This is a genomic window from Mycolicibacterium brisbanense (assembly GCF_001570425.1).
In the GTDB taxonomy this organism is placed as follows: Bacteria; Actinomycetota; Actinomycetes; order Mycobacteriales; family Mycobacteriaceae; genus Mycobacterium; species Mycobacterium brisbanense.
On record NZ_BCSX01000021.1, the window covers coordinates 189,463 to 204,574 of the forward strand.

General features: G+C 66.0%; 13 protein-coding genes and 1 pseudogene. 13 read left to right on the top strand and 1 reads right to left on the bottom strand.

Going from position 1 to position 15,112, the window contains the following annotated elements:
* The first annotated feature begins 51 nt into the window (after positions 1 to 51).
* The 3 genes and pseudogenes from RMCB_RS10830 to RMCB_RS36505 form a co-directional block, all read left to right on the top strand.
* Complete coding sequence (locus tag RMCB_RS10830; protein ID WP_062828777.1) at positions 52 to 1,014, top strand: threonine ammonia-lyase; 963 nt, start codon at positions 52 to 54, stop codon at positions 1,012 to 1,014.
* 33 nt (positions 1,015 to 1,047) lie between these two features.
* Complete coding sequence (locus RMCB_RS10835) at positions 1,048 to 2,649, top strand: N-acyl-D-amino-acid deacylase family protein (protein ID WP_062828778.1); 1,602 nt, start codon at positions 1,048 to 1,050, stop codon at positions 2,647 to 2,649.
* A 165-nt stretch (positions 2,650 to 2,814) separates the two neighbouring features.
* A pseudogene (locus RMCB_RS36505) lies at positions 2,815 to 2,910 on the top strand (hypothetical protein); the annotation flags it as partial.
* 472 nt (positions 2,911 to 3,382) lie between these two features.
* Here RMCB_RS36505 and RMCB_RS10840 read toward each other — a convergent pair.
* A complete protein-coding gene (locus RMCB_RS10840; RefSeq protein ID WP_234792078.1) occupies positions 3,383 to 5,014 on the bottom strand; it encodes a metallophosphoesterase in 1,632 nt (543 codons plus the stop codon).
* 289 nt (positions 5,015 to 5,303) lie between these two features.
* Here RMCB_RS10840 and RMCB_RS10845 point away from each other — a divergent pair, with 289 nt between their 5' ends.
* The 10 genes from RMCB_RS10845 to RMCB_RS10890 are packed head-to-tail and all read left to right on the top strand — an operon-like array spanning position 5,304 to position 15,084.
* Positions 5,304 to 6,560: a flavin-containing monooxygenase gene (locus RMCB_RS10845; protein WP_029370343.1), complete on the top strand. Its 1,257-nt coding sequence runs from the start codon at positions 5,304 to 5,306 to the stop codon at positions 6,558 to 6,560.
* Between the two features lie 21 nt (positions 6,561 to 6,581).
* The gene (locus tag RMCB_RS10850) at positions 6,582 to 7,019 is read left to right on the top strand and encodes a RidA family protein (protein ID WP_029370342.1); all 438 of its coding nucleotides are present in this window, start codon (positions 6,582 to 6,584) and stop codon (positions 7,017 to 7,019) included.
* Entirely contained in the window at positions 7,016 to 7,690 is a 675-nt protein-coding gene (locus RMCB_RS10855; RefSeq protein ID WP_029370341.1) for a DUF1028 domain-containing protein, read from the top strand. Before RMCB_RS10850 ends, RMCB_RS10855 begins: the two co-directional genes overlap by 4 nt.
* Positions 7,687 to 8,844 (top strand): M20 family metallopeptidase, encoded by a 1,158-nt coding sequence (locus tag RMCB_RS10860; protein ID WP_062828780.1) that lies wholly within the window; start codon positions 7,687 to 7,689, stop codon positions 8,842 to 8,844. Before RMCB_RS10855 ends, RMCB_RS10860 begins: the two co-directional genes overlap by 4 nt.
* Before the next feature lie 3 nt (positions 8,845 to 8,847).
* Complete coding sequence (locus RMCB_RS10865) at positions 8,848 to 10,269, top strand: aspartate ammonia-lyase (RefSeq protein ID WP_062828781.1); 1,422 nt, start codon at positions 8,848 to 8,850, stop codon at positions 10,267 to 10,269.
* A 55-nt stretch (positions 10,270 to 10,324) separates the two neighbouring features.
* On the top strand, positions 10,325 to 11,665 hold the full coding sequence (locus tag RMCB_RS10870) for an NAD(P)/FAD-dependent oxidoreductase (RefSeq protein WP_234792067.1): 1,341 nt from the start codon (positions 10,325 to 10,327) through the stop codon (positions 11,663 to 11,665).
* A complete protein-coding gene (locus RMCB_RS10875; protein WP_029370337.1) occupies positions 11,662 to 12,381 on the top strand; it encodes a DUF1365 domain-containing protein in 720 nt (239 codons plus the stop codon). The genes RMCB_RS10870 and RMCB_RS10875 overlap by 4 nt, the downstream gene beginning before the upstream one ends.
* Positions 12,378 to 13,676: an SAM-dependent methyltransferase gene (locus RMCB_RS10880; protein WP_062828782.1), complete on the top strand. Its 1,299-nt coding sequence runs from the start codon at positions 12,378 to 12,380 to the stop codon at positions 13,674 to 13,676. The genes RMCB_RS10875 and RMCB_RS10880 overlap by 4 nt, the downstream gene beginning before the upstream one ends.
* Before the next feature lie 42 nt (positions 13,677 to 13,718).
* Complete coding sequence (gene sigK, locus RMCB_RS10885; protein WP_062828783.1) at positions 13,719 to 14,351, top strand: ECF RNA polymerase sigma factor SigK; 633 nt, start codon at positions 13,719 to 13,721, stop codon at positions 14,349 to 14,351.
* A complete protein-coding gene (locus tag RMCB_RS10890) occupies positions 14,344 to 15,084 on the top strand; it encodes an anti-sigma factor (RefSeq protein ID WP_062828784.1) in 741 nt (246 codons plus the stop codon). Before sigK ends, RMCB_RS10890 begins: the two co-directional genes overlap by 8 nt.
* Positions 15,085 to 15,112 lie beyond the last annotated feature (28 nt).

Sequence of the window (15,112 nt, forward strand, 5' to 3'; positions counted from 1 at the left end):
AGCCGTGGGAGCGCCTAGGCATTCAGTTCGTCGATCGTATACGATGTGCGAATGACTCCTTCGATTGATCTTGCCAACATCGAACAAGCCGCACACTCCATTGATTCATGCATTAGGCAAACCCCCCAGTATGTGGATCCCTCCTTGTCCAGGCATTTCGGGACCGACATCCTCATCAAGATCGAGAGCGTGAACGTTCTCCGTTCTTTCAAGGGCAGGGGCGCAGATTTCTTCATGAAATCGGTCGAATCCAATCAACCAGTGGTCACTGCGTCAGCCGGGAACTTCGGACAGGCGATCGCTTGGGCCGGAGCAGCACGGGGAATCGACGTTCGAGTGTTTGCAGCCGAGAATGCCAATCCCCGCAAGATTGACCGCATGCGTGCACTGGGGGCGCGGATCTCCCTTGAAGGTCACGACTTCGACGCAGCCAAGGACGCCGCGCGGGAGTTTGCGGAACGACACAGCGGTGCGCGCTTCGTGGAGGATGGCCGGGATCCCGCGATCAGCGAGGGCGCAGGCACCATCGGCTACGAATTAGCTGGGGAGAACCTTGACACGCTCCTCGTTCCGGTTGGCAACGGCGCATTGGTATCTGGTGTAGGAGCCTGGTTCAAAGCCCACTCGCCGAAGACTCGAGTGATTGGTGTTGTCGCGGGATCGGCTCCGTCCATGGCGCTGAGTTGGGAGCAAGGCGCCCAAGTCTGTGCTCCCGTATCGACTATTGCCGATGGCATCGCGATTCGTGTACCGGTCCCGGCCGCACTGGACTGGATGAAGGAAACCGTCGACCTCGTGGTGAAAGTGAGTGAGTCCAGCATCCTGAGGGCGCTGATGTTGATCCGCGACCTGGCAGGCCTGTTACTGGAGCCGGCGGCTGCCGTCGGGATTGCAGCATTAATTGAGAATCCTGAGCTTCGCAGTGGGCGCGTCGGCACGATTTTCACCGGCAGCAACTTCTCAACGGAAATCGCAGCAGTACTTCGAGATTCACCATCAGTCAACTGCAACTGACAGCTCAGACACCCACACAGTGATTGGAGTCACATGCCGAGCAGTCCGACCTTGCTGATCCACTCGGGCTTGATCGTAGATGGAACCGGGAATCCCGGATACCGGGCAGCGGTCTACGTCAGGGACGGCCACATGAGAATTGTGCGCGGCTCGACTGAACACATAAAGGCCGACAGAACTATCGACGCAAGTGGTCTTACTATCGCGCCCGGGTTCATCGACATCCACTCCCACTCAGATCTGCTCCTGCTTGACACGCCAAATCCCGACTTCAAAATTCGACAAGGCGTGACCACCGAGATCCTCGGAGTGGACGGATTATCTTATGCACCCTTCAATGACTTGGACAGTTTGAAGTCGTTTGTCGCCCAGAATGCGGGAATCGGCGGATATCCCGGAATCGAGTACACGTGGAGGACTGTCGGCGAGTATCTCGACAGATTCGACCGCCGCTCGGTAGTCAACGTGGGCACCTTTGTAGGCAATACAGCCCTGCGTGTTTCAGCTGTCGGCTGGGGCAATCAGCCAGCAAGTCGGCGCGAAATCCGAAACATGCAAGCAATTCTGCGCAGTGCCATGCACGATGGCGCCCTGGGCATGTCGACAGGGCTCGACTATCCACCTGGTTGTCACGCTGACACCCAGGAACTCATCGAGCTTGCTCGCGTCGTCACGGAGATGGGTGGCGTCTACCACACGCACGTGCGGTACCGAAAGGGCGACCAGTATCTCGACCCCTTCATAGAAGCCTTGCAGATCGGACGAGAATCGGGTGTTCCCGTCCATATCACCCATTTCTCGCGCGTCGCTCGGCCCGATGGTGGCGGCGCCAAAGGTCTTCTGGACCTTATTGATAACGCCAGGGCAGAAGGCATAGACGTTACATTTGATAGTTACCCCTACCAGTGGGGAGGCAGCAGGCTCGCGCTCCTTCTGCCGGAATGGATACAGCGCGACGGCTATTCGGCTACTTGTTCCCGACTGCACGACCCCGATGTACGCCTACGCCTGGCCGCAGAACTCGACGAGGGAGCCACCGCACAATACGACGTTAGTAAGCCGTACTCCGACATCCGGATCGGCGGCCTAACCGCCACCGGCCACACCGCATTCGAGGGCAGGTACCTATCGGAAATCGTCGCGGCGCTCGGCGTCAGCCCTGCCGAAGCCATCTGCGACCTAGTTGCCGAAAATCCGACAGCATCGTTTACACGCACCAGCGCTGACCCAATGACACTGTGGCGCTTTGTATGCCATCCGCTCGGAATGATCGCGAGTGATGCTGTGACAACCGCATTGGCTCCAAGCCCGAGGGTGTACGGGTCCTTCCCACGCGTACTTGGTGATTTCGTCCGAGAGGAGAACCTTCTGACCCTCCCCGAGGCAATCAGAAAAATGACGTCGTATCCAGCCCAACGGCTAGGACTCACCGGCCGGGGATTGATAGCTGACGGGATGATCGCGGACATCACAGTCTTCGACGCACAGACGGTACGCGCGCCAGCGACCTACGAACGCCCTCGGTTGCTTGCCGAAGGCGTCAAGTACGTCATCGTATCGGGCTCGATAGTCCTCGATGACACGGAGATGACTTCCAACACCCCTGGGCGAAAAGTCGGAACGACTTTCCTCTAGCTATCAGACCGCCAGCCTCGACGTCATAGACTCCGCCGAGAGTTCCGCGGCGGCCGAGGAGCTGTCCCGTGAGCAGGTCAACCAATGCGCGGCAAGATCCGGTCCAGCGGGCACCGCCGAATCCTCGACCTCAAGGTCACCGAGGACGCCGAGCTACCGGGAAGCTCGGCACCGATGATCGCCACCATCGTCGACGGCACCGGCCTGCTCATCTACTTCCTGATCGCGCACCTGACGCTGCCGCAGTTGGCCGGGCTCTAACGCGCGGAGGCAGCGGGTTCGATCCGGCGAACCAGCGCCTCGGTGACCATGAGCAAACCGAGGCGCACCAGGTTGAGCCGATGCCAGCGCGCAATCAGGTGCGATTGCACCTCCGGAGCGATCTCGCCTTTGAGCAGTGGGATGTTGATGCCCCGAATGAGGTAGTGTGCTCAGGCCGAGCGCGCCCGCCAGCGATGCGGCCGCGGCCACGACGGTTCGGTGATCGGCCCCGCCCTGCCATCCGCGGCGCAGCACCACCGACGTTCCGCCCATGGCGGCCGGGGTGATGGGCGCGTAGTACGGCGCCGGGCTGCCGGACCCGATGATTCCGGGGCTGCGGTGGCTCGCGCCGGCGATCAGCTGGGGCACACCGACGACGGCCTCGTAGGCATTGCCGAAGAACCACGCTGCCCGACCGAATCTCGCGATGCCGCTTGCCGAGGGTGGGGTCAGTTTCGTCATAGGCCCGAGGCTACGACGGCTGCCTGCGGTAGGTCAGTTTGTCGAGTTCGTTGCCGTATTCGTCGACCGCGACCACGTCCATCTCGCTGACGAACGTCCCGGGCCGGACGTCGACGCGGATGAACGCGTAGTTGCGGAACCGCACACGTGACCACGCGACACCCTCGGGTTGCTTGTCTCCGTTGGCATCCCAGACGTAGCTGTTGGGGACGTAGGTGTCGGCTATCGCGTGCCCGCGATAGCTCTCCGCCTCGCCGGGCTGGAAGTTGTAGCGCGGCCGCCCGCCCGAGCCGACCGTGTAGTACACCGTCCCGTCGGTGTCGGGATAGACGACAGCGTTGTCCTCGGCGGCCCGCGTCGGGCGGCCGCCGCGAATCGGGTCGGTCCGCTCGAACACGTGGTTGTGGCCCTGCAGCACCAGATCCACGCGGTAGCGGTCGAACAAGGCGACCCAGGCGGCGCGGACTCCGCCGTCGCTGGCGTGCGAATCCGTCGTCGAATAGGCGCAGTGATGGAAGAAGCAGACGATGAAGTCGATGTTGGGATCGGCTCGGTGCGCGGCCAATGTGCGTTCCACCCAGCTGTTCTGGGCACCGCCCGAATAGCCGGTGTTCGCCTTGATCTCGTAGCTGACGTCGTTGGCGTCCAGTGACAGCACGGCGACGTTGCCGTACACGAACGAGTACACCGAAGGACAGGCCTTGGGGCCGTTGCCCGGAAAGTCGAGCCGGGCCAGGTGCCCGGCGTAGCCGTGGACCGGGTAGCTGGCTTCCATGTCGTGGTTGCCGGTGGCGAACATCCACGGTGTCGTGGCGGCGCTGCGCTCGATCGACCCGAAGTAGACGTCCCACACGAAGGGATTGAACTTGTCGAATCCCGACGGCGGGTTGCCTCCACCCGACGGCACGAAGGTCCCCGGTTTACCCGCGCCGGAGGGATCGGCGTAGGCGATATCCCCTGCCAGCACATGGAAATCCGGCCGCGATGCGATGACCTGGTTCAGCACGTTGGCGGTGTGAGACACCGTCGGATCGTTGTCGGGCTTGTAGTACTGGTCGTCGTAGTCGCCGGGCTTGAGGCCCGGCGGCAATGCCGGTGTGTCGTCGGTGCCCTGGTCGCCGAGCATGGTGAACCTGAAGGGCACCAGCGCATCGCGCGAACTGGGCATCGCGGTCGATGCGGACAGCACGTCGCTGACGAAGCCGTCTTCGGTACGCCACTGGTAGAAGTGCGGCGCCCGTCCCGGCAGCCCGTCGACCGGCACGTGGGCGTAGAACTGCTCGGCGGCAAGCACACCACCACGACTGTCCGGGATCTGGGTCACGAGATTGCGGACTTCGGCCTCGGTCGTCGCTCCGAGCGCCGGAGTGGGACCGTGGTCGACGAAGACCTTGACGCCGCCCGGACTGCGCGAGAGCTGCGCGGCGAACCGTAGTTGGCTCGCGGCGTCCGAGCCGTAGCCCATCCGGCGGTTGGCGACCGTCAGCGGGGCGTCGGCGGCGTACGCGCGATGACCGAACGGGGAAACACCCAGGCCGGCGACGGCCGCCAGTGCTGCCGACCCGCGCAGAAAGTTCCGTCGCGACACCCGGTGCCTGCGAAGATAGTCCTGATGCCAGTCGTATTGCTCGGCCATCGTCATGCTGGCGGCCAACGCCGTCGGGACCCCGGTATCGGGAGTCTCGCCGGGTGCTGTCAAACGTCTCGTGCCCACATCTGAAGATGGTGGTCCAAACCGCGCCCCGGCGCTGTGCGCCACGTCGAACGGGTGGTGACGGGCGGGTGAACCGTTACCCGCGCACGGATCGCGCCGCTTCACCACGGATCGGTTTTTCAGATGAATTGGATCGAATATATGCGCTGTACAGATACAGCACGCGGCTGAATCATGGTTTCCAACGAGCGATTCTGTCCGAGCAGTGGAGGTTGGGATGTCGAGCCAAGAGACCGAGGTTCTCGTCGTCGGCGCGGGTCAAGCCGGTATCGCGATGAGCGAGCACCTCGGCTTGCAGGGCGTTCCGCACCTCGTCGTCGAGCGTGACCGGGTGGCCGAACGCTGGCGGTCGTGGCGGTGGGACTCCCTGGTGGCCAACGGGCCCGCCTGGCATGACCGCTTCCCCGGCCAGGAGTTCGACATCGACCCCGACGGGTTCGCGGGCAAGGAGCAGGTGGCCGACTACCTTGTCTCCTACGCCGAGAAGATCGACGCCCCGATCCGTACCGGCGTCGAGGTGACGTCGGTGCGGAAGAACGACGGCAGGCCCGGCTTCACGGCCCAGACCTCGGACGGCACCATCGAGGCCCGCTACGTCGTGGCGGCCACCGGTGCCTTCCAGAAGCCGGTCATCCCGCCGGTCGTTCCGCAGAGCGCAGGCATCCATCAGATTCACTCGAGCTCCTATCACAATCCGCAGCAGCTGCCGGACGGCGCTGTGTTGGTTATCGGCGCCGGATCGTCAGGTGTGCAGATCGCCGACGAGCTGCAGCAGTCGGGCCGGCAGGTCTACCTCGCCGTCGGGCCGCACGACCGGCCGCCACGCAGCTACCGCAACCGCGACTTCTGCTGGTGGCTCGGCGTTCTCGGCAAGTGGGACATGGCGGCTCCGCCACGGGGCGCCGAGCACGTGACCATCGCCGTCAGCGGCGCGCACGGCGGGCACACCGTCGATTTCCGGTCGCTGGCCGCAAACGGCATCACGCTTCTCGGGATGGCCGGCGCGTTCGAAAACGGTGTCATGCGCTTCGCCCCCGATCTGCGGGACAACATCGAAGCCGGCGACGCAAACTACCTGTCGATGCTCGACGAGGCCGACGCCTACGTGGCACGCAACGGTCTTGACCTGCCCGAGGAACCGCAGGCCCGGATTCTCGGTCCCGACCCGGACTGCATGACCCATCCCACCCTCGAGCTGGACTTCGCCGCCGCAGGCATCACATCGATCATCTGGGCCGTCGGCTTCGCGTTCGACTACGGCTGGCTGCAAGTCGACGCGTTCGACGAGAACGGCAAACCCAGACACCAGCGCGGCGTCTCCGCGGAACCCGGCGTGTACTTCCTGGGACTTCCGTGGCAGTCCCGCCGCGGTTCGAGCTTCATCTGGGGTGTCTGGCACGACGCCAAGTACCTCGCCGACCAGATCGCGATCCAGCGCAGCTACCTCGCCTACAAAGCCGCCGACCAGACCTGAAGAGGAAAGAGGACAGTGGTCATGACCGACACCACAACACCGACCCACACCCGGATCCGGCCCTTCAACACCAAGGACACCTATCCCGAACAGAACCTCGACAACGACCTGTGCCAGGCCGTCGTCGCCGGTGGGGTGGTGTACCTGCGTGGCCAGATCGGCCAGGATCTCGAGACCCGGGAATCGGTCGGCATCGGCGACGTCGAAGCACAGACCGAGAAAGCGATGAGCAACATCGCGATGCTGCTCGACGAGGCGGGCAGCTCACTGCGCGACATAGTCAAGGTCACCGTGTACCTCACCGACATCCGCTATCGCGAAACCGTGTACCGGGTCATGGGCCGCTGGCTCAAGGGCGTGTTCCCGGTGTCGACGGGCCTGGTGGTCGAAGCTCTCGCCCGGCCCGAGTGGCTCGTCGAGATCGACGCCACCGCGGTGATCTCCGGGGAGGCGAAATGACGTTCTCCCTTGTCGCCCGCGATCCTGGCACCGGCGCCTTCGGCATCGTGATCTCGTCGTCGAGCCCCGCGGTGGCATCGCGCTGCGCCCACGTCCGGGCCGGCGTCGGGGTGGTCGCGTCGCAGAACGTCACCAACCCCGCACTCGGCCCCCACGTGCTCGATTCGCTCGCCGATGGCCACGATGCCGACGCAGCGCTCAAAGCCGCACTGGCACAAGAGAAATTTCCCGATTACCGTCAGCTGACCGTCGTCGATGCCAAGGGCAACACCGCCGTGCACTCCGGCCCCAACAGCCTCGGCGTGCACACCCACCTCGAGGGTGATCAGGCCGTGGCGGCGGGCAACCTGCTCGCCGACACCAAGGTGATCGCCGAACTGCTCAACGGCTATTCCGGCAGCACCGCCGCGGCCTTCGAGGAAAGACTGCTCGACGGCCTGCGTGCCGCACTCGCGGCCGGTGGCGAAGCAGGGCCCGTGCACTCCGCCGGAATGCTTGTGGTGGAAGATGTTCCGTGGCCGGTGACCGACCTCCGGGTTGACCACGCCGACGATCCCATCGGGGATCTGGCCGCGTTGTGGACGCTGTGGCAGCCGCAGAAAAACGATTACCGGGTACGCGGCGTCGACCCGACGCAGGCACCGTCCTACGGAGTCCCGGGGGACCAGTGACCACCGTCGACGCCGTCGTCGCCGCGGGTGTGGCCGCAGCCCACCCGCGGCTGATCGAGCTGTCCCGCGACCTCTACGACCATCCCGAAATCGCCTGGGAAGAGGTCCGCTCGGCCGGACGCGTCGCCGGGCCGTTGGCGGACAACGGGTTTGACGTCACCGAGAAGTACTGTGGCCTGGACACCGCGTTCGCGGCGCGGATCGGCAGCGGCGACCTGCACATCGCCCTGTGCGCCGAATACGACGCACTGCCCGGGCTCGGTCATGCGTGCGGGCACAACCTGATCTCCGCGATCACCGTCGGGGCGGCACTGGCCCTGGCGCCGGCCGTCGACGATCTGGGCCTGACCCTGTCGGTGATCGGCACCCCGGCCGAAGAAGGCGGCGGCGGCAAGATCGAACTGCTGGAACGCAACGGCTTCGACGGACTGCACGCCGCGGCGATGGTGCACCCGGGCCCGGTCGACGTGGCGCGGGCCCAGCCATTTGCCGTGTCGCACAGCCACATCTCCTACCACGGCAAGTCGTCGCATGCGGCGGCGTACCCCGAACGTGGCATCAACGCGGCCGACGCGTTCACCATCGCCCAGGTGGCGATCGGCCTGCTGCGCCAGCAGTTGCCGTCATCGGTACGGGTGCACGGCATGATGACCCGGGGCGGGGAGGCCCCGAACGCGATCGCCGAACACACCGAGGGCCGCTGGTATGTGCGGGCCGAGACACTCGCCCAGCTGGCCGAAGTCGAACCCAGGGTGATGCGCTGCTTCGAAGCCGGCGCCCTGGCCTCGGGTGCCGAACTCACGGTGACACCGGAATCCAAGCCGTACGCGGAGTTCCGGACCGACGACGATCTGCTCGCCTGCTACGAGCGCCGCGCGACCGCGGCGGGCAGGCACTTCGCAACGGGCCCGGACACGATGATGGCGCGGGCGTCGACCGACATGGGTAACGTCTCGCAGACCCTGCCGGCCATCCACCCCTACATCGGCATCGACTCACTGCCCGCGGTCAACCATCAACCCGAGTTCGCCGCCGCCACCATCACCCCCGCAGCCGAAACCGCCATCGCGCAGGGCGCGCTCGCCCTGGCGGGCACCGTCGTCGACGCCGCGGTCCAAACCGCCATCCGGCACCGGCTGCTCGTTGGAAGATGAACCATGCACACCCCGACCCGCACTGAGCACGACCTACTCGGCGACAAGGACGTCCCCGCCGACGTCTACTACGGCGTGCACACCGCCCGCGCGCTGGAGAACTTTCCCATCAGCGGCGTGCCCATCTCCCGCAACCCCGATCTGGTGGTGGCGCTGGCTGCGGTGAAACAGGCTGCGGCACAGGCCAATCAGCAGCTCGGGCAGCTCGACGACGAAATCGCCGAAGCTATCATCGCGGCGTGCGCCGAAATCCGCGGCGGGGCCCTGCACGACCAGTTCGTCGTCGACCAGATCCAGGGCGGCGCCGGGACGTCGACCAACATGAACGCCAACGAGGTGATCGCCAACCGCGCCCTGGAGATTCTCGGTCACCAACGCGGCGAGTACCGCTACCTGCATCCGCTCGAGCACGTCAACCTGGGGCAGAGCACCAACGACGTCTACCCCACCGCCGTCAAGGTCGCACTCGGGATGGCCGCCCGCTCCCTGGAGCGGGCGCTACGCGGGCTCGCCGAGCACTGCACCGCCAAATCCATCGAATTCGCCGACATGCTCAAGCTCGGTCGCACGCAGTTGCAGGACGCCGTACCGATGACGCTCGGCCAGGAGTTCGGTGCGTACGCCATCACCATCGGCGAGGATGCCGACCGGCTCGAAGAGGCGTTGGCACTGATCGCCGAGATCAACCTGGGCGGCACGGCCATCGGTACGGGCCTCAACACGCACCCCCAGTACGCGGCGCTGGTGTGTGAACGGCTGCGGGCGCTGACCGGTCTGCCGCTGAGCACCGCCGGGAACCTGGTCGAAGCGACCTCGGATGTCGGGGCCTTCGTGCAGCTCTCCGGAGTCACCAAGCGGGCCGCGGTGAAGCTGTCGAAGATCTGCAACGATCTGCGGCTGCTGTCCTCAGGGCCACGGGCCGGGCTGGGCGAGATCAACCTGCCTGCCGTGCAAGCCGGTTCGAGCATCATGCCGGGCAAGGTCAACCCGGTGATCCCGGAAGTCGTCAACCAGGTGGCGTTCGAGGTCATCGGCAACGACCTCACGGTCACCATGGCCGCCGAGGCCGGGCAGCTGCAACTCAACGCCTTCGAGCCCATCATCGCGCGGGCCCTGCTGTCGTCGCTGAACCACCTCACCGCCGCCGTCGACGTCCTCGGTGCGCGATGCATCCAGGGCATCACCGCCAATGTCGAGCACATGCGTGACACCGTGCTGCGGTCGGCCAGCATCGCCACGGCGCTCAATCCTGTGCTCGGCTACGAGGCCGCCACCGCGCTCGTCACCGAGGCCATCGCCACCGGCGCGTCCATCCCGGAGCTGGTACGGCGCTCAGCGCTGCTGGACGAGGAGACCCTGGCCCGCATCCTGAGCCCCGAGAACCTCTGCCGGCCAAACGATCCCAAGGCAGCCGAAGCGCTCTGACCGCTCCGCTCGTCAGCGCACCCATCCAGGTGCGTGACAGCGACGAACCTCTGGTGTGAATCGACAAGAGGAGACATCGCTCGTCAGGCGGATCGCTGTCATCGGCAGTGGCGTGTCCGGGTTGACCGCAGCGTGGGTGCTCGCCCGAGACGCCGAGGTCACGCTGTTCGAGGCGGAACCGCGCTGCGGCGGGCACGCCCACACGCACCGAGTGCCCACCGGCCGCGACGATCTACCCACGGTCGCCGTCGACTCCGGATTCATCGTCTTCAACGACCGCACCTATCCGACCCTGCTCAAGCTGTTCGACGAACTCGGCGTGCAATCCCAGGAATCGGACATGTCGATGTCCGTCCGGTGTGACGGATGCGGTCTGCAGTACGCCGGTGCCCGGGGACCGCTCGGACTGTTCGCGCAACCTTCCTCGCTGGTTCGGCTTCGCTATCTGCGGATGCTCGCGGAGGTGACGCGCTTCCACCGACTAGCCCGCGCCGAACTCGCACTGGAGGACGGCGGCGGCCGCACCCTCGGCGCTTTCCTGTCCTCTGCTCGGTTTTCTCGTTATTTCACTGCGCATTTCATGGTTCCGCTCGTTGCGGCGGTGTGGTCGTGTCCGCCGAACGTCGCACTCGACTATCCGCTCGGATACCTTTTGCGTTTTCTCGATCACCACGGAATGCTCACGGTGTTCGGATCACCGACATGGCGGACCGTGACCGGCGGCTCGGCGCAGTATGTCAACGCGGTCACCGCCCGGCTGCACGCTGTGCGCTGTGGCGTCCCGGTGCGGGCGGTCTATCGCACCGCATCGGGAGTGACGGTGCGCGACGACGCGGACCGGGTCGACCACTTCGATGCCGCCGTCATCGCCACGCATCCCGACCAGGCCCTGGCGATGCTCGACCAGCCCACCCGTGCCGAGGCGCAGATTCTCGGTGCGTTGACCTACTCCGTGAATCACACTGTGCTGCATACCGATACGTCGGTGTTGCCGACGCGTCACAGAGCGCGCGCATCGTGGAACTACCGGCTACCGTCCTGCGACTCCGCACCGGACCGGGTCCTGGTCAGCTACGACCTCACCCGCCTGCAGCGCCTCGATGCGGCGGGTGATCGACGGTTCCTGGTGACCCTCGGCGATGACGGCAGGGTCGATCCCGCGGCGGTGCACGCGGCCATGGTGTACGAACACCCGCAGTACACGCCGAATTTCGTGGCAGCACAACGACATCTGCCCGAGTTGGGCGACCACCGGATAGCCTTCGCGGGCGCATATCACGGATGGGGCTTCCACGAGGACGGCGCTCACTCGGGTGTTGTTGCCGCACAACGACTCAACGGCAGCTGGTCCGGTCCGCTGCCACAGCTGCGCCGGCCGCTCGGGAGCGCGGTGTGAGGTCGTCGCGGATCGTCCGAACTCGCATCCGGCACGTCCGCCGGTGGCCCATCCATCACGAATTCAGCTACCGCAGTTACAGCTGGCTCGTAGACCTCGACGAGTTGCCCCGGCTGCCGCTCCCCCTGCGGCCGTTCGCCCAGTTCAAATCCGCCGACCACGCCGGGCCGCCACAGGACGGGCTGCGGGCCAACATCGATACGTACCTGGCAGAGCATGGCATATCCCTGCGAGGGGGCCGGGTGCTGATGCTCACCAACGCCCGCGTTCTCGGCTATGTGTTCAATCCGCTGACGGTGTACTGGTGCCACGACCGCGACGGTTCACTGGTCTGCGTCGTGGCCGAGGTGCACAACACCTACGGCGGTCGCTACCGGTACCTGGTCCGCCCGGATCCGCACGGAAACGCCGTCGTGGCCAAGGATTTCTACGTTTCCCCGTTCAACGCCGTGACCGGCGAATACCGCCTGCATGTTCCCGAGCCGGACCGGCAGCTGCGAGTCGCGGTCCACTTGAGCGACCCGGCCGGTTCCACCGTTTTCACCGCCACGATGACCGGTCGGGTCCACGCGGCCGACACCGCCACCGTGGCGCGGGCCCTCGTGGCCGTTCCCCTGGCTCCGCTGTTGGTGGCACTGCGTATCCGGTGGCAGGGCATGCGCCTCTGGGCGCGCGGTCTGCCCCTCGTCGATCGACCTCAGGAGAGGATTGGATGACCCTCGAGACCGACATCACCCCCGCCCTGCAGGGGCCGACGCGCTGGCGCGATATCGACCGAGTACCCCGTGGCCTGCGCGCGCGGCTCGGTGCGCCCATCGCGGAAGCACTGTTTCGACGCGCGACCCGCGATCTGCCTTTCCGCGTGGACTATTCGGACACGACACTCGCCGCGCCTGCCTCGGCGGACTCGACGCCGCGCATGGTGGTGCACCGCCCCGAACGCTTCTTCGCCCGTCTGGCCGCAGACGGCCTGATCGGGTTCGGGGAGGCCTACATGGCCGGCGACTGGTCCTCCCCGGATCTCGCGGCGGTGCTGACGGCACTGGCCGCCCGCATCGACACCCTCGTGCCTGCGCCACTGCACGGGTTGCGCCGGGTGTGCCTGCCGCGAGTGCCCCGCAGCCAGTACGGCACGCGTGCCGACGCCCGGGCGAACATCGCCCACCACTACGATCTGTCGAACGAGTTCTTCAGCTTGTTTCTCGACGAATCCATGACGTACTCGTCAGCCTTGTTCGCCGGCCTCGACACCGCACCCACATGGCAGGACCTCGCCGAGGCACAGCACCGCAAGATCGACCGCCTTCTCGACGTCGCCGGCGTGACGGAGGGCTCTCGGATCCTCGAAATCGGAACGGGCTGGGGAGAATTGGCGATCCGGGCGGCACAACGAGGCGCCAGGGTACACACGATCACGCTGTCACGTGAACAACAACTCCTGGCTCGCCGCCGCATCGCCGCCGCCGGGTTGTCGAGCCGGGCGACCGTCGAGTTGTGCGACTACCGCGACGTGCAGGGCCGGTACGACGCGATCGTCTCGGTGGAAATGATCGAGGCCGTCGGGCACCGCTACCTGACCACCTACCTACGCACCCTCGACAAGCTACTCGCCGAGGGCGGCCGAATCGCGTTGCAAGCCATCACGATGCCGGATCATCGGATGCGCGCGACCCGCAACACCTACACGTGGGTGCACAAGTACATTTTTCCCGGCGGGTTCCTGCCATCGGTGGACCTGCTCGAGCAGACCGTCGCAAGCCGCACCAGCCTTCGCGTGGTCGATCGATATTCGTTCGGATCGCATTACGCACACACGTTGCGACTGTGGCTGCAACGGTTCACCTCCCACGCGCCCGGCGCCGAGGCCCTGGGTTTCGACGAGACGTTCCGGCGCATGTGGCGGTTCTACCTGGCGTACTCGCAGGCCGGCTTCGCATCCGGATACCTCGACGTCCACCAATTTGTGCTCGATCGCTCCGGCAGTGACGGTCATCGTGGCACTCGACGGTGACACGGTGCACCTCCGCGGCGCGGTCTGTGCAAAGATCCCGACATGGACCTACCCCGCGGTCGTGACCGCGGCACGGGTGACCGCGCGGCCGAATCCGCTTCCGCCGCGCGGGCCGCCGACGCAACCGAGCTCACTCGCCGCCTCGGTGCGATTGCGGCTGGAGATCGCGATGCCTTCGCCGAGTTCTACGACATGACCTGCGCACGGGTGTTCGGCCTGTCCTCCCGGATCGTCCGCAACCCGGCGCTGGCCGAGGAGGTCACCCAAGAGGTCTACCTGCAGGTGTGGACCTCGGCGGCTCGTGACTACAACCCGGATCTGGCCAGCCCGATCGGCTGGCTGCTGACCTTGACCCAGCGCCGCAGCGTCGACCGGGTGCGCTCCGAACAATCGGCCAGCGACCGCAACCACGCATACGGTGCCAGCAATCTCGGTCGGGAACACGACGTCGTCGCCGACGAGGTCGGCCAACGGCTGGACGAGCAGCACGTCGTCGAGTGCCTCGAGACCTTGACCGACACCCAACGGGAAGCCATCGCGCTGGCGTACTACGGCGGCCACACCTACCGTGAGGTCGCCGACCTGCTCGGCTCCGGACTCCCGGCCATCAAGACCCGCATCCGTGACGGACTGATCCGGCTGAAGAACTGTCTGGGGGTGAGTTTCGATGGCTGACAACCACACCGACGACGAGCTCCTCGACCTCGCCTACCCGTACGCGCTGGGTGCCGTGTCCGAGGACGAACGCGCCGAGATCGAGCACCGGCTGGCCGCCGCGGGCGCACCTACCGCCGACGCGTTTGCCCGGATCGTCGCCGACACTCAGGAGACGATGGCCCTGGTCACCGCCGGCGATGCGCTCGCCCCGCCGGCTCACGTTCGCGAGTCCTTGCTGCACGCGATCGGGCAACAACCGGGACGCAGCGCGCACGACGATCTCGCTCGGCACCGGGCCCGCAGGCGCCGGTTGATCACCCGCGTGCTCGTGGCTGCGGCCGCCGTCGTCGTGATCGCTGTCGGCGGCACCGTCGCACTACGGTCCATCCACCAGGCGCCCACCGTACCGTCGGTCGCTCAGGTCCTCGCCTATCCCGACACCCGAACCACCACGGCCGAGGTGGCGGGCGGCACCATCACGCTGAGCGCGTCGGCCCAGGCCAACGCCGTCGTCGTGGCGATGTCGAACGTGCCGCCACCCCCGCAGGGCCACGTCTATCAGATGTGGTTCATCCCGGCCTCGGGCCCGACGAGATCGGCAGGCACCATGAGTGCCGAAACCATGCCGCCCCCTGGCGGCGAGGTCATCCCGGCGTTGAACTCGGCCACCGCGGTCGCGGTCACGGTCGAACCCGGCACCGGTTCGACCCAGCCGACAAGCAGCCCGGTCGTCACCATTCCGCTGACCTGATTTCGCGCCGGATGACCCATCCGGACCG

What these genes read in the sequence shown, in the direction of transcription:
- RMCB_RS10830 (WP_062828777.1), top strand. Translation starts at nt 52, where the DNA reads ATGACTCCTTCGATTGATCTTGCCAACATCGAACAAGCCGCACACTCC.
- RMCB_RS10835 (WP_062828778.1), top strand. Translation starts at nt 1,048, where the DNA reads ATGCCGAGCAGTCCGACCTTGCTGATCCACTCGGGCTTGATCGTAGAT.
- RMCB_RS10840 (WP_234792078.1), bottom strand. Translation starts at nt 5,014, where the DNA reads ATGACGATGGCCGAGCAATACGACTGGCATCAGGACTATCTTCGCAGG.
- RMCB_RS10845 (WP_029370343.1), top strand. Translation starts at nt 5,304, where the DNA reads ATGTCGAGCCAAGAGACCGAGGTTCTCGTCGTCGGCGCGGGTCAAGCC.
- RMCB_RS10850 (WP_029370342.1), top strand. Translation starts at nt 6,582, where the DNA reads ATGACCGACACCACAACACCGACCCACACCCGGATCCGGCCCTTCAAC.
- RMCB_RS10855 (WP_029370341.1), top strand. Translation starts at nt 7,016, where the DNA reads ATGACGTTCTCCCTTGTCGCCCGCGATCCTGGCACCGGCGCCTTCGGC.
- RMCB_RS10865 (WP_062828781.1), top strand. Translation starts at nt 8,848, where the DNA reads ATGCACACCCCGACCCGCACTGAGCACGACCTACTCGGCGACAAGGAC.
- RMCB_RS10880 (WP_062828782.1), top strand. Translation starts at nt 12,378, where the DNA reads ATGACCCTCGAGACCGACATCACCCCCGCCCTGCAGGGGCCGACGCGC.
- sigK (WP_062828783.1), top strand. Translation starts at nt 13,719, where the DNA reads ATGGACCTACCCCGCGGTCGTGACCGCGGCACGGGTGACCGCGCGGCC.
- RMCB_RS10890 (WP_062828784.1), top strand. Translation starts at nt 14,344, where the DNA reads ATGGCTGACAACCACACCGACGACGAGCTCCTCGACCTCGCCTACCCG.